The sequence below is a fragment of the Streptomyces sp. NBC_00078 genome (assembly GCF_026343335.1).
GTDB lineage: Bacteria > Actinomycetota > Actinomycetes > Streptomycetales > Streptomycetaceae > Streptomyces.
In genome coordinates, this window is sequence record NZ_JAPELX010000001.1 from 1277820 (window position 1) to 1291420 (window position 13601).

The following is a 13601-nucleotide window of genomic DNA, read 5'->3' on the forward strand; positions in this document are numbered from 1 at the left end:
CATGCGATGCAGGTTCTCGCGACCAACCGCGTTGGCACGTGCCCTGCTCCGTCCGAGGAGGTGGCTCGATGAGCCAGTCCATGGCTTCGGCAGCGAACACCGACTCGGCTTCCGATCGGCTCCAGGCCCTGGGTCTGGCCCTTCCCGAGCTCCGTGACAATCCGTACTACGTGCACCACCGGAAGGTGGGCTCCAGCATCTACATTTCGGGCCAACTGCCCTATAAGGACGGTTGGCTGCTGGGTCAGGGCGCTGTCGGCGGGGATGTCGAGCTGGAGACTGCGCGGGAACTCGCGCGTCATGCCGTGCTCAACGCGCTCGCCGCCGCTGTGCAGGCGGTGGGCGATCTGGACCGGGTCCGGGTCGTGCAGATGCTGGTCTTCGTGGCCAGCACGCCGGACTTCGGTCAGCAGTCGAACGTCGCCAACGCGGCCAGTGAACTGCTCATCGAGGTACTGGGCGAGAACGGACGGCACGCCCGCACCGCGATCGGTGTCGCCGGGCTTCCGCTCAACAGTCCGGTCGAGATCCAGATGGTCTGCACCGCGGTGTAGGGCGGCCCTTATCGGCGATGTGCGCAAGCGAGCGCGATGTCGCGGGCCGCGCGCGTTCGGCACTAGGGGGAGCCAGCACCCGAGCCCCCGATCATTCCAGACAAGAACCACAAGGAGGGCAGCATGAACCGGCTGCAACGAGCACTCGACGCTCTGGCGGAGCGGATCGACACCCCCGCGCCGATCGTGCTGGTCGACGTCATGCAGGGCAACATCGACCGCATCCAGGGCTTCGCCGACCAGCGCAACCTCAAGGTCAGGCCGCACGTCAAGACGCACAAGTGCGTGGAGATCGGGCGACGCCAGATCGAGGCCGGCGCGGTCGGGATCACCGCGGGCAATGTCGGTGAGGCCGAGGTCTTCGCCGCGGCCGGGTTCGACGACATCTTCCTCGCCTACCCGATCTGGGCCGCGGGATCGAAGAAGCCCCGGATCCGCAGGCTCGCCGAGTCCGCCCGGCTGCGGGTCGGCGTCGACAACGTCGCGGCGATCGAGGCCCTCGCCGACGCGATGGGAGACGAACCGGAGCGGCTGCAGGTCGTGATCGAGGTCGACTGCGGCGCCCGTCGTTCCGGGGCACCGCCCGAGGTCGCGGGCGATCTCGCACTCGCCGCCCGCAAGCGCGGCCTGGTCCCGGCGGGCGTCTTCACCTATCCCGGTCACGGCGGCGCCGGCCGGGACGCTCGCCGGCGCGCCGCGCAGGACCAGGAGGCCGCGCTCACCACCGCGGTACGCAGCCTCGAAAGTGTCGGGATCAATGCAGAGGTGGTCAGCGCCGGCTCCACCCCTACCCTCGAGTTCTCCACGAGCGGCGTGATCACCGAGATCCGTCCCGGCGAGTACGTCTTCGGCGATCTGAACAACGTCCGGCTGGGCTCCTGCGCGGAGGACCAGATCGCGCTGTTCGTCGCCGGCACCGTGGTCAGCGACTGGGTCCCCGACCAGGTCATCGTCGATGTGGGCAACAAGGCCCTCAGCAAAGAAGGCAGCCCCGAGAACGGCTACGGCGGCATCGCCGGCACGAAGGCGGTCCTGTCCAAGGTCAACGAGTACCACGGATTCCTCCCGCTGCCAGACGGCGAGTTCCGCCCCAGCGTCGGCACGGTCGTCCCCGTGGTGCCGAACCACGTCTGCCCGGTCGTCCTCGGCTTCGAGGAACTGATCGTCACCGACAGCACGGGCACATCGCTGGAGCGCTGGCCGGTCGACGCCCGCGGATTCCTCAACTGACCGGCGCTGGGCACGGGACCCTCGTACCCGAGCCCGCGACCCGACCGACCTGACCCGCAGAGGAGTGCCTGACATGAGACTCAACAACGTCACGGCCCTGGTGACCGGTGCCAGCAGTGGCATCGGGGAAGCCGTGAGTTCCCGCTTCCGCCGCGAGGGCGCGCGATTGCTGCTCACCGGCCGCAGGGAGCAACTCGACAGCGCTGAGCCCGACGACCTGTACGTTCCCGGAGACCTCAACGACGAGGCGTTCGTCGAGAGCCTGGCCAAGCAGGCCGCGGAGTCCCTCGGCACTGTCGACGTCGTTGTCCTCAACCACGGTTTGCAGGCTGTCAGTCCGCTCACCGAGATGGCCTGCGACGACGCGAAGAACGTGCTCGAGAGCAACCTTCTCAGCGCGTTCCTGGTGATGAAGCACTTCGCCCCGCTGATGCCCGAGGCAGGGGGATCGTTCGTCTGCGTCAGTTCACGGCTGGGCATGGTCGGCATGGCCGGGCAGGTGTTGTATTCCGCTGCCAAGGGAGGCCTCATCATGCTTGCCAAGGGCGCGGCGATCGAATGGGCCCCGCGCAACATCCGCGTCAACGTTGTCGCTCCGGGTCTGACCGCCACCCCGATCATCGAAGCGGCGTTCCAGCGCAGGACCGACCCCGAGGCCTACCGTCGCGAGCGCGAGAGCTCGATCCCGCTCCAACGCCTCGCCGCCCCCGAAGAGATCGCCGACGCGGTGCTCTTCTTCGCATCATCGGAGTCGTCGTACGTGACCGGATCGGTCCTGACCGTCGACGGCGGGTACACCGCTTTCTGAACACCCTGCTGGGCATCACCACCAGCATTGGACTGAACGGCCTGTTCTCCGTCCCGCCTTCTACCTCCGGCGACCGCCAATTGCGGCATGACCGAACGACCACCAGTCGAGCGCATGCCCCGATCTCCGCACTCGAACTGCACCACCCACAGTGCGTCCGTGCCGAGGACCGCATCCTCGCCGCCCCGGCCACCTGGACGCCACCGCGACGCGTCGTGCTGAGGACCGTTGCCATCCTGATGGTCACCGCCTGCGACGGCTCCAGCTTCCCCACCGCCGCTCACCTGACCTTCCAGTCGGCATCGCCCCGATAACACGGGCGTCGGGGACTTCGGTCCGCCGCCCTGCACGATCCCGCCTCTGGCACCTGCGAGGCAAAGTCCCCGCACAGTCGGTCCCACATGTCCCTGGATATCCGTCAGCGCGTTTTCCCTCTCGATAAGGAGCAGACCTATGCGAGTCAGCAGATTCTTGAGTGTTCCGATCGTCACGACTGCCTTGGCCCTCGCGCTTGCCGCGTGCGGGGCGGGTGGCACCGCGCAGAGCGTGGGGTCGAAGAGTACGGCGCAGGGCGGGGGTTCGGGTTCGTCGGGTGAGCACACCGATGACATCTCGGTGGGTGTGAAGCCGGACGCGGCGGCGGTGAAGCTGCTGCCCGCGGCGGTGAAGGCCAGGGGCACGATGTCGGTGGCCATGGATCTGACCAGCCCGCCGACTTCGTTCATGGCGTCGGACAACAAGACCCCGATCGGGTTCAACCCGGACTTCTCCCGGCTGATCGCCGCCAGGCTGGGCCTGAAGCTGCAGATCAGCAACGTCAAGTTCGACACCATCATCACCGGCCTGCAGGCCGACCGGTACGACTTCACCGCCTCCACCATGGGTGCCACCACGGAGCGGCTGAAGGTGCTCGACATGGTCGACTACTTCAAGGCCGGCACCGGGGTGTCCGTCCCGTACGGAAATCCGCAGAAGCTGAGCACCCACACGCTGTGCGGGCATCGTGTCGCTGTGCAGTCCGGCAGTACCGCGGAGCTGCAGTGGCTGCCCCTGCTGTCCAAGCAGGACTGTACGGGCAAGGGCAAGCCGGCCATCAAGGCGGTGACCCTGGCCAGCGTGAACGACGCCCTGACCCAGCTGGTGTCCAAGCGGATCGACGCGGTGATGTACGACTTCACCGGGCTTCAGTGGGCGGCCACACAGCAGCCCAAGACGTTCGAGGTCCTCAAGCCCCTGGTGGCGACCAAGACCGTGGCCGTCGCGCTGAAGAAGGACTCTGCGCTGACTCCCGCGGTGAAGGCTGCCATCCAGTCGGTCATCGACAGCCCCCAGTACGCGAAGGCGCTGGGCCGCTGGGGTTTTGAGGGTCTCGGGATCAAGACCGCGGCCATGGCCGTCCCGCAGGACTGACATGTCGACGGAAATGATCGAGACGACGACCAGGAGCCGACCGGTGCCACCACTGCTGGCCGAGGAAAAGAAGCGGATCACGCCGAAACGTCCGCGTGACTACGTCGCCTGGGCCGTCGCGATCGTCATCGTCGCCGGCCTGGTGTGGACGGCGGTGACGAACGAGAACTATCGCTGGCCGGTGGTGTTCAGCTACTTCACCACCCAGACCATCCTCAACGGCCTGCTGGTCACGCTTCTTCTCACCGTGGTCAGCATGGCGCTGGCCACCGTGCTCGGGCTGCTGCTGGCGGTGATGCGCATGTCGCACCAGCGGCCCGTCTCCGGGCTCGCCCAGCTCTACATCACCTTCTTCCGCGGCACCCCGGTGCTCGTGCAGCTGATCTTCTGGTTCAACATCGCGGCGCTGTACCCGCACCTGTCGGTCGGTATCCCGTTCACGGACATCTCCACACCGGTGAACGTGAACGCGATCATGACGCCGATGACCGCGGCCGTCGTGGGCCTCACCCTGAACCAGGCCGCCTACATGTCCGAGATCATCCGCGGCGGGTTCGCCTCGGTCAGCCGCGGACAGCACGAGGCCGCGGAGTCGCTGGGCATGTCGGGGTTCACCAAGCTCCGGCACGTGATCATCCCGCAGACCATGCCCGCGGTCATCCCGGCCACCGGCAACCAGGTCATCGGCATGCTCAAGGAGACCTCCCTGGTGAGCGTGCTCGGCGTCGCCGACCTGCTGCAAAGCGCACAGGCCATCTACGCCCGCACCTACCAGACCATCCCGCTGCTGATCGTGGCCAGCCTCTGGTACCTGATCATGACGCTGGTACTGAGCGTGCCGCAGTCCATGATCGAGCGCCGATTCTCCCGCTCCACCCGGGCACGCCTGACCGGCGCCGCCACAGCGGGCGAGCCCGGGACCGGCCAGCCGGCGCCAGTTGCCACCACGAGGGAGTCCCTGCTGTGAACCCGGACGGAACGATCGTCGCACGCAAGCTGTGCAAGAGCTTCGGACGTCACCAGGTCCTGCACGACATCGACCTGACCGTCGCGGCCGGGGAGATCTCCTGCATCATCGGCCCCAGCGGATCCGGCAAATCCACCCTGCTGCGCTGTATCAACGGCCTGGAGACCGCCGACCGCGGCGTCCTGAAGGTCAACGGAGAGGACTTCGGCTACCTCGAGAAGGACGACGCCTACCACGCCGTGCGCCCCAAGCGGCTGGCCGAGCAGCGCGCCCGCATCGGCATGGTCTTCCAGCAGTTCAACCTGTTCCCCAACATGACCGCCGAAAGCAACGTCATGTCCGGACCGGTCCTGGTGCACAAGAAGAACCGCGCCACCTGCCGGGAGCAGGCGCGAGAACTCCTGGCCAGGGTCGGCCTGGAGGGATGCGGCCACAAGTACCCCGCCCAGCTCTCCGGCGGCCAGCAGCAACGCGTGGCCATCGCCCGCGCCCTCGCCATGGAACCCACCATCATGCTCTTCGACGAACCCACCAGCGCCCTGGACCCCGAACGCGTCGGCGAAGTCCTCGCCGTCATGCGCGACCTCGCCGGCAACGGCATGACCATGCTCCTCGTCACCCACGAGATGGGCTTCGCCCGCGAGGTCGCCGACGAAGTCCTCTTCATGGACGACGGCATCGCCGTCGAACGCGGCGACGCCCGCGAACTACTGGCCAACCCACGCGAAAAACGAACCCAGGCATTCCTCGAAAGAGTGCTCTAGACAGCCACACACACCTACGGCAACGGATCATCGGCCATGGCCCGGCGGAGCAGCCAACGGCCGCCCGCAGCCAGGCAGCCCGACACGGAGTGAACCGGCGAGAACAACACGCTGGCCAAGCTCCTGACCTCACTCGGCAACGGACGCCAAGACTCCCTGTTCTCCGTCGAAAACACCGTCGGGGTCGCCCCCGGAGGCGACCCAATATCACCACCCGACACCCAGTTCTCCCGTGGCACACCACGCGGCGATCAGCGAAAGAGTCATGCGCATGTCTGACACGCTCACCGCTCCTTCATGGCAGTCGTCAGTCCTGGAATCCGTCCCCAGCGGCTTCCTCGCCCACGACTGGCAACCCGCCACCGGCGGCCGCACCTTCGAGGTGCGCAACCCGGCTACCGAAGAAGTCATAACCACCGTCGCCGACTGCGGCACGCAGGACGCGTTGAGTGCACTGGACGCGGCTGCCGCGGCGGCCGAACAGTGGGCCCTCACAAGCCCGCGGGACCGCGCAACCCTCCTGCACCGGCTCACCGACGCCCTGACTGAGCACCGTGAGCGTCTGGCCCGGATCATCACCCTGGAGATCGGCAAGACGATCACAGAAGCCCGGGGCGAGGTCGACTACGCCGCAGCCTATTTCCGCTGGTACGCCGAGGAGGCGGTCCGCCACCACGCCCGCAGCACTCCCTCTCCTGACGGCAGGAGTCACATCGTCACCGTCGCCGAACCGGTAGGCCCCTGCCTGTTGATCACTCCGTGGAACGTGCCGCTGGCCATGGCCGCCCGCAAGGTCGCCGCCGCCCTGGCCGCAGGCTGCACCGCCGTGCTCAAACCGGCCGCGCTCACCCCGTTGTCGTCCCTTGTGCTGGGCGAGCTGGCGCGTGGGGCCGGCGCGCCTGAAGGCGTCCTGACCGTGATCACCAGCAGCGACGCGGCAGCGGTCACCACCGCACTGCTGTCCGACCCTCGGCTGCGCAAGCTGTCGTTCACCGGGTCCACCCCGGTCGGCAGGCTGCTGCTTCAGCAGAGCGGTGCGCGGGTGCTGCGCACCTCCATGGAGCTGGGCGGCAACGCGCCGTTCCTGGTCTTCGACGACGCCGACCTCGACCTCGCGGTCCGCGAAGCGATGGTCGCGAAGATGCGGCTGGGCGGGCAGTCCTGTGTGGGCGCCAACCGGTTCCTGGTCCAGGAGGGAATCGCCGACGCGTTCGCCGTGGCGATGGCCGAACGGATGGCCGCTGTCCGAGTGGGCCCCCCGGACCGGGAGGACACCGGGCTTGGTCCACTGGCCGACCGCCGGGCGGTGGACAAGGTCCGCAGGCTCGTCGAGGACGCCGTGGCCCGTGGTGCCGTTGTCATCGCCGAGGCGGACATCCCTGACGGGCCGGGCTACTACGCCGCCCCGACCGTGCTGGACCACGTCCCCGCCGACGCCGCGATCATGCACGAGGAAGTCTTCGGACCCGTCGCCGCCATCCACCGGTTCTCCACCGAGGCCGAGGCCATAGCGGCGGCCAACGACACCGAGCACGGTCTCGCGTCGTACCTGATGACCTCTCACATCGACCGCGCCCGCAGGGTCGCCGCCCGTCTGCAGGCCGGAATGGTCGGCATCAACCGCGGCCTGGTCTCCGACGTCGCGGCACCCTTCGGCGGGATCAAGCAGTCCGGCCTGGGCCGCGAAGGCGGGCCCGAAGGCCTCCACGAGTACCAGCAGCTCAAGTACCTGTCCATGCCCGGCTTCCACACCTGAGCAAACCGGACCCGAGCGCAGAGCTCGCCCGCGTCCTGGCCGGGCAGCGCGGGCCAGGGCATCGAAGCTGGGCACCGTCTCGGGTGTGATGCCGCCACGACAGCCCGGTGGGGAGCCTCGGTTCTTCCCCGCCGGGCTGACCCCTTGTCGGCGTACCCGCGAACGTGCACAGCCACGCCCGGCGTCCAAAGGCTCGACACAGGTGTTGCGCTGCCGCCGCTGGTCCCGGGCCAGCACATCCTGAGCCTGATCAGCAACCACCACGCACCATGCTCCGCAGGAATCCATGGCACCCGCGATCCGCGTGCCGTGGCGGCTGCCATCTCCACCGACTTTATGAAGGAGACGGTCGACCATGGACGCCATCGACGAGAAGATCATCGCCGAGCTGACTCGCAACGGCCGCATCTCGCACTCGGAGCTGGCCGGCAAGGTGCTGCTGTCCCGTAATGCGGTGCGCCAGCGCATCGAACGGCTGGAGCGCCAGGGCCACATCGCCGGCTACACCATCGTCCGCGCCGGCGACGACATGGGCGATGTCGTCTCGGCGCTGGTCCTCGTCCACCGCCAGGACCGCATGCGCGGCGGCGACGTCCTGGCCGCGCTCAAACGCATCCCCGAGGTCGTCATCTGCGAGATCCTCAGCGGCGACTTCGACATCATGGTGCGCCTGGAGGCGGCCTCGCTGGAACGCGTGCGAGTCATCTGGGAGGACATCGCCCAGATGCCCGGCGTACGGGACACGGTCACCGCGCTCACCCTGTCCAGCGTCGTCAACCGCCCGCGAGGAGTGCGGAGTTCAACGGCACCGCCCCGGGCGCGGGCATGAACCGTCCGTCCTTGGCCCGCACCAGCCAGCCCCGCTTCTCCAGCACGTAGGCACGGTGACGGATCTTCTCCACCTCGTTCTTGATCTCCGCCTCCCGGCCCACCGCCCGCGTCAGCTCCACCCCGTTCACCGGCCCCGAAGCAGCCACCACCGCAGCGAACACCTCCCGATACAGGCCGCAGAGCACCTCTTCACCCAGGCCCGACCACCACACCGGCGGCCGCTCGCCATGCCCCACGCCCAAACCGCCCGATCCCACGGCAGCAGCCATCCCACCACCGGGCGGCACCGAAACCGGCGTATTCACCGGACTCTCCCCGGCCAGCACCGACACGAGCTCCTCACACCCCACCCGGGCCCGCTCGACCCGCTCCCGCGCGGCATCCACCTCCGCCTGAGCCTGCTCCAGGACCTCCGTCAAGGACTCCAGGTCCTGCCTCGCCCGCGCCTCACGCTGTTCCATCAACCCCAGCACCGACGGCATCGCGACCTCCTCGATCCACAACAAGCCGTCCGCTGCCTGCCCCTACCCCTCCACGGTCATGCCCCGCACACGAAGAAGCCCCTGCTCATCGAACAGGGACTCCCTTTGCCACAACGCACTAACTTGTCCTTCGGTTCCGGTACTTCAGCTTGGGTGCATCAAAGGCTCACCCGGTCCACGTCAGCTCCCTTTCGGGCCAGGCAAATGCCTGTATCCGGCCGGTTATGGGGACGACCGCGAAGGGTGCGGCCTTGGTGTCCCGGTTTCCCGCCGCCTTTCGGTGTACCGGCATTGGCTTCTTGGACCGTCCTGCGCCCGCAGGGGAGTTGGGCCTCCCTCACGGTCGGCTTACCGGGACAAGTCCCTGAACCCGACGGGGTTTCACGTTCCGCATGGCCGAGATCCGGCCGGGTTGGGCGCAGGGATGCGTATACCTCACCCCGGCGGCCGGAATCCTCCGCCGCCGGTCGCGATGACGACCGTAGAGGCTCTGCCGCAGGAGATCCGATATTTGCTGCGGGCACCACCCGAGGGTCGCTAAGCAAACGAAGGTCCGATAGTCCAGCGGTCACCCTGGTTCGGAATCGTTGTCGAGCTGGCTCGTCCTGGCCCGTAGCCATGCCGTCAGCTGGCGGACGCGTCCGTCTCGCTCGGGTGATTGACGGCTGAGGAGGTGGTAGCTGGTGCCGTCGGGGACGAACCCGAAGGGTGCGACGAGTTGCCCTCGCTCCAGATCGTCGCGGACGACGGCGTACGGGGCGATTGCGACCCCGACGCCGGCCGCGGCAGCCTGGAGGGTCAGGTAGAAGTGCTCCAGGGTCTGCTGGGAGGCGGGCTCTGTTTTCATGCCGGTGATACGTCGCCAGTCGTCCCACGCCTGCGGTCGCGTGGCGGTGTGCAGAAGGGCTACCTGCGGTAGGCCGGCGGCGCCGGTCAGGCGGGTCGCGAGATCGGGCCGGCAGACGGGTCCGATCCGCTCTGCGAACAGGTGGGTCCAGCTCGCCTCTTCAGGGAACGGGAAGTCGTCTCGGCGGATCGCGAGGTCGATGCTGTCCCGCTCGAAGAAGACGGGGCCGCCGCCTGCGGACAGGTGGACGGCGACGTCAGGCACGTTCACGGCCAGATCGGGGAGCCGGGGAATGAGCCATCGCATCAGGAGAGTGGGCTCACACGAGAGGGTGAGCGGTCCTGCGGGTGGGCTGTGTGAGATCTGCCGGGCTGCCGCATCGATCTGATCGAGCGCGTCCCGGACGACGGCCGCCAACTGGCGAGCCTGCGGGGTTGGGCGCAGGGCGCGTGTCTGTCGCTCGAACAGTGATGTTCCGAGGGCCCGCTCCAGGTTCTGGATCTGTCGACTCACCGCGCCGTGCGTGACATGCAGTTCCTGCGCCGCAGCGGTCATGCTCGCGTGCCGGACGGTCGCTTCGAAGGGCAGCAGCGTATTCAGAGGAGGAAGGGCCGACCATCGCATGCGTGAACTTTACTCACAGGTCTCGTGAGAATGAATCGTTTGTCCTGCCCTTTAATCTGAACGACTATTGATCTGGTCACAGAAACAGGGTGACTGACGGAGAGGTGGGGCATGACATTCCGCAACGACGTGCGGCAGGGTATCGCCATCCTGGCGGATGACCTCACCAGCGCAGGGGACGGTGCCGGGCCGTTCCGCCGGGCAGGTCACGAGGCCCGGATCCTGCTCACCGCCCCAGCAGGCGTGCCGCGGCCCGCCGTGGGCGTGAGCGCGGTCGACCTGGGGAGCCGGGTGCTGGACGAGGAGGCCGCCGCCTTGTGTACGTGGCGGGCGGCCCGCCTGTTCGCCGGCTCCGAGTTGCTCGTCAAAACGGTGGATTCCACCCTGCGCGGTCATGTCGCGGCAGAGGTCCGGGCCGCATGGGCCGGATCGGGGAGGCGGGCCGTCGTCATCGCACCGGCCTTCCCCTCGGAGGGCAGGGTGACAGTGGAGGGGGTCCAGTACGTGCGGGGCGTACCGGTCCACGAGAGCGAGTATGCCCGCGACCCGGTCCACCCCGTGCGGTGCTCGGACCTCGCCACGCTGTTCCCGCAGGCCGCATCTGTGCGGCCGGACCGGGCAGCCGAGCTGCCCGAACTGATCGGGAACGGTGAACTGATCGTCTGCTCCGCCACCGAAGACGGCGACCTCGACCGTCTGGTGGCAGCGGTGCCGCGGCTTGACGACGTGTTGTGGGTCGGCTCCCCCGGTCTGGCGGCCGCCCTGGCCCGAAGGTGTGCACGCGCTACGGGCAGCGCTGCATCACTGCCCGCCCCGGCCCGACGTCCACTGATCGTGGTCGGCAGCACCAACGCGGCGACCCGACGGCAGTTGGCCCAGCTGCACACCAGGGTGGACGTCCGGGGTGTCACCGTCAGCGTCGATCCGGCCCCGGCCGTGGAGACGCTGCGAGGCCTGACGGCCCCCGTCCTCACCCTGCAGACACCCGATGAACGCCACACGCCACAGACCGCACGACTACTCGCACGTTCTCAGGCAGCAGTTGTTCAGGCGCTGACCGAAGACCATACGGTCGACGCACTCGTCATCACCGGGGGAGAAACGGCCACCACCGTGCTCCGGCCTCTTGGCGCCACCGGCATCGACCTGATCGACGAACCCGAACCCGGCGTCGTCCGCGGATCTCTGATCGGCCGGCTTCCCCTTTCGGTGCTGATCAAGGCAGGCGGTTTCGGCGACGACGCCATGCTCCTGCGCCTGTGCCACCTCATCCGACATCCCCTCGACCCAGGAGAGCACGTATGACCCCGATCGCCATCACCATGGGCGACCCCTGCGGAATCGGCCCCGAGATCACCCTCAAAGCATGCGCCGACGCCCGGCGCACCGTGCCCGTCGTTGTCATCGGCGACATGGGCGTCCTCGCCCGTGCCAACAAGATTGCCGACACCGACCTCGCGCTCCGCCCCATCTCATCGGTCGAGGAAGCGAAGTTCGCACCCGGCACGGTGGACGTCCTTGCCGAGGACGGTCTTCCCGCTGACCTGCCCTGGGGCGCACTCGACGCCCGGGCCGGAGCGGCGTCCTTCCAGTATGTCCGCCGCGGTATCCAGCTCGCCATGGCCCGCGAGATACGGGCGCTGGTGACCGCGCCGATCAACAAGGAAGCCCTGCGCCTGTCCGGCGTCCCCTACCCCGGGCACACCGAGATCCTCGCCGACCTCTCCGGCACCACGGACTACGCGATGATGATGGCCACCGACGAACTGCGGATCGTCCTGGTCACCGTGCACCAGTCCCTGCGCACCGCACTCGACGCGATCACCACAGCCCGCGTGCTCGACATCATTCGCCTCACCCACCGCACACTCCAGCGCAGCGGCCTGCCCGCCCCCCGCATCGCCGTCGCCGGCCTCAACCCCCACGCAGGGGAGAACGGCCTTTTCGGCCGCGAGGACCTGGACATCATCACCCCCGCCATCCAGACCGCGCAGAGCGAAGGCATTCAGGCCAGCGGACCCTGGCCCGCCGACACCGTCTTCATGCGAGCCCGTGCCGGAGCCTTCGACGTCGTGGTCGCCCAGTACCACGACCAGGGCCTCATCCCCGTCAAGTACCTCGGGATCGAGCACGGCGTGAACATCACCATCGGCCTGCCCTTCATCCGCACCAGCGTCGACCACGGCACCGCCTTCGACATCGCCGGTCTCGGCACGGCCGACCACACCAGCCTGCTCGCCGCCCTGACCCACGCCGACCGCCTGTCCTCAGGGGCACCGGACCGCCCCTGACCCACCGACTCACATCAGCCCCCGGCACAAGAGAACCGAAGGACATCATGGACTTCATCTTCATGCTCACCCGCGACGACCGCACCGTCACCGACTGCCTCGAGGTCCTCGACACCATCGAGGACCTCGGCATCACCCACATCGGATTCAAAGACATCGGTGTGGACCCCGGCACCCTCGCCAAGCTCCACACTCGCATCAAGAACATGGGCGCCACCACCTACCTCGAAGTGGTCAGCACCCACCGGGAGCAGGCTCTTGCCTCGGTACGGACGGCCACCGAACTCGGTGTCGACTGGCTGATGGGCGGCACCTGGGTCGAGGAGACCCTCAGCGTCCTGCACGGCACGTCCATCGGCTACCTGCCCTTCCCCGGAGAACCCCTGGGGCACCCCACTCGCCTCGCCGGCAACCCGGACCGCATCGCCGACGACTGCCGACGAGCGGAGGCCGCCGGCTGCGCCGGCGTCGACCTCCTCGCCTACCGCGCCACCGATGCCGACCCTCTCGACCTGGTCCGCGCCGCCCGCGCCGCCACCACCGGCCGCCTGGTCATCGCCGGCTCCATCACCAGCACCGACCAGATACAGGCGCTCGCATCAGCCGGAGCCGACGCCTTCACCATCGGATCCGCCGCTTTCGACGGCTCCTTGCAACCCCACGCAGGCACCCTCCGATCCCAACTGGCCCCCGTATTGGGTCTGTAGCAAGAGCCGTCCCCGCGAACCCAGCAGAAGGACGGCGCGAAGCGCCCCGTAAGTGCGGGAGCGGTCACCGCTTCGCCGTCCGGGACGAAGCGGCATCCGCCGGTGCACAAGGACCGAGCAAGGTCACGTACCGGGTGGGATCGAGTCACACGGCCAGCTGCTGGATCTCTTGACTCCCCCCTGAGTCACTGCCATCCTCTGTGCCAAATATCAGCACGGTATTCCATAATGTGGCACGACGCCGGTAAGGATCCGAGAGGTTGTGGCGGATCCCCGACCTCGGGACGAATACGAGCGTCAGACCGTAAAGGGTGCACCTCATCCCAGTGG

The 13601-nt window shown here is 68.0% G+C and carries 13 protein-coding genes; 11 read left to right on the top strand and 2 right to left on the bottom strand.

Going from position 1 to position 13601, the window contains the following annotated elements:
- Positions 1-68 precede the first annotated feature (68 nt).
- The 8 genes from OOK07_RS05920 to OOK07_RS05955 all read left to right on the top strand — a co-directional run bounded on the left by OOK07_RS05920 (position 69) and on the right by OOK07_RS05955 (position 8318).
- Positions 69-554, top strand: a complete 486-nt coding sequence (locus OOK07_RS05920) for a RidA family protein (RefSeq protein WP_266795341.1) — start codon at positions 69-71, stop codon at positions 552-554.
- A gap of 123 nt (positions 555-677) precedes the next feature.
- Positions 678-1784 carry an alanine racemase gene (locus OOK07_RS05925; protein ID WP_266795343.1) on the top strand — a complete coding sequence of 369 codons (1107 nt, stop codon included), beginning with the start codon at positions 678-680 and terminating at the stop codon, positions 1782-1784.
- Between the two features lie 73 nt (positions 1785-1857).
- Positions 1858-2592: an SDR family NAD(P)-dependent oxidoreductase gene (locus OOK07_RS05930; protein ID WP_266795344.1), complete on the top strand. Its 735-nt coding sequence runs from the start codon at positions 1858-1860 to the stop codon at positions 2590-2592.
- A gap of 546 nt (positions 2593-3138) precedes the next feature.
- Positions 3139-4002, top strand: a complete 864-nt coding sequence (locus OOK07_RS05935) for an ABC transporter substrate-binding protein (RefSeq protein WP_266795346.1) — start codon at positions 3139-3141, stop codon at positions 4000-4002.
- 1 nt (position 4003) lies between these two features.
- Positions 4004-4969 carry an amino acid ABC transporter permease gene (locus tag OOK07_RS05940; protein WP_266677692.1) on the top strand — a complete coding sequence of 322 codons (966 nt, stop codon included), beginning with the start codon at positions 4004-4006 and terminating at the stop codon, positions 4967-4969.
- Entirely contained in the window at positions 4966-5733 is a 768-nt protein-coding gene (locus tag OOK07_RS05945) for an amino acid ABC transporter ATP-binding protein (RefSeq protein WP_323178072.1), read from the top strand. Before OOK07_RS05940 ends, OOK07_RS05945 begins: the two co-directional genes overlap by 4 nt.
- A gap of 271 nt (positions 5734-6004) precedes the next feature.
- Positions 6005-7489, top strand: a complete 1485-nt coding sequence (locus OOK07_RS05950) for an NAD-dependent succinate-semialdehyde dehydrogenase (protein ID WP_266795347.1) — start codon at positions 6005-6007, stop codon at positions 7487-7489.
- A 355-nt stretch (positions 7490-7844) separates the two neighbouring features.
- Positions 7845-8318 (top strand): Lrp/AsnC family transcriptional regulator, encoded by a 474-nt coding sequence (locus tag OOK07_RS05955; RefSeq protein WP_266795348.1) that lies wholly within the window; start codon positions 7845-7847, stop codon positions 8316-8318.
- On the opposite strand, the gene OOK07_RS05960 is transcribed toward OOK07_RS05955, so the two are convergent.
- Complete coding sequence (locus OOK07_RS05960; RefSeq protein ID WP_266795349.1) at positions 8263-8802, bottom strand: BAR domain-containing protein; 540 nt, start codon at positions 8800-8802, stop codon at positions 8263-8265. The two genes, OOK07_RS05955 and OOK07_RS05960, sit on opposite strands and share 56 nt — an antisense overlap.
- Before the next feature lie 568 nt (positions 8803-9370).
- Positions 9371-10273 (bottom strand): LysR substrate-binding domain-containing protein, encoded by a 903-nt coding sequence (locus tag OOK07_RS05965; protein WP_266795351.1) that lies wholly within the window; start codon positions 10271-10273, stop codon positions 9371-9373.
- Between the two features lie 111 nt (positions 10274-10384).
- On the opposite strand from OOK07_RS05965, the gene OOK07_RS05970 reads away from it, so the two are divergent.
- The 3 genes from OOK07_RS05970 to OOK07_RS05980 are packed head-to-tail and all read left to right on the top strand — an operon-like array spanning position 10385 to position 13271.
- Positions 10385-11578: a four-carbon acid sugar kinase family protein gene (locus OOK07_RS05970; RefSeq protein WP_266795352.1), complete on the top strand. Its 1194-nt coding sequence runs from the start codon at positions 10385-10387 to the stop codon at positions 11576-11578.
- Entirely contained in the window at positions 11575-12564 is a 990-nt protein-coding gene (gene pdxA / locus OOK07_RS05975; RefSeq protein ID WP_266795354.1) for a 4-hydroxythreonine-4-phosphate dehydrogenase PdxA, read from the top strand. Before OOK07_RS05970 ends, pdxA begins: the two co-directional genes overlap by 4 nt.
- A 47-nt stretch (positions 12565-12611) precedes the next feature.
- Positions 12612-13271, top strand: coding sequence for a HisA/HisF-related TIM barrel protein (locus tag OOK07_RS05980; protein WP_266795356.1), 660 nt, complete (start codon positions 12612-12614; stop codon positions 13269-13271).
- Positions 13272-13601 lie beyond the last annotated feature (330 nt).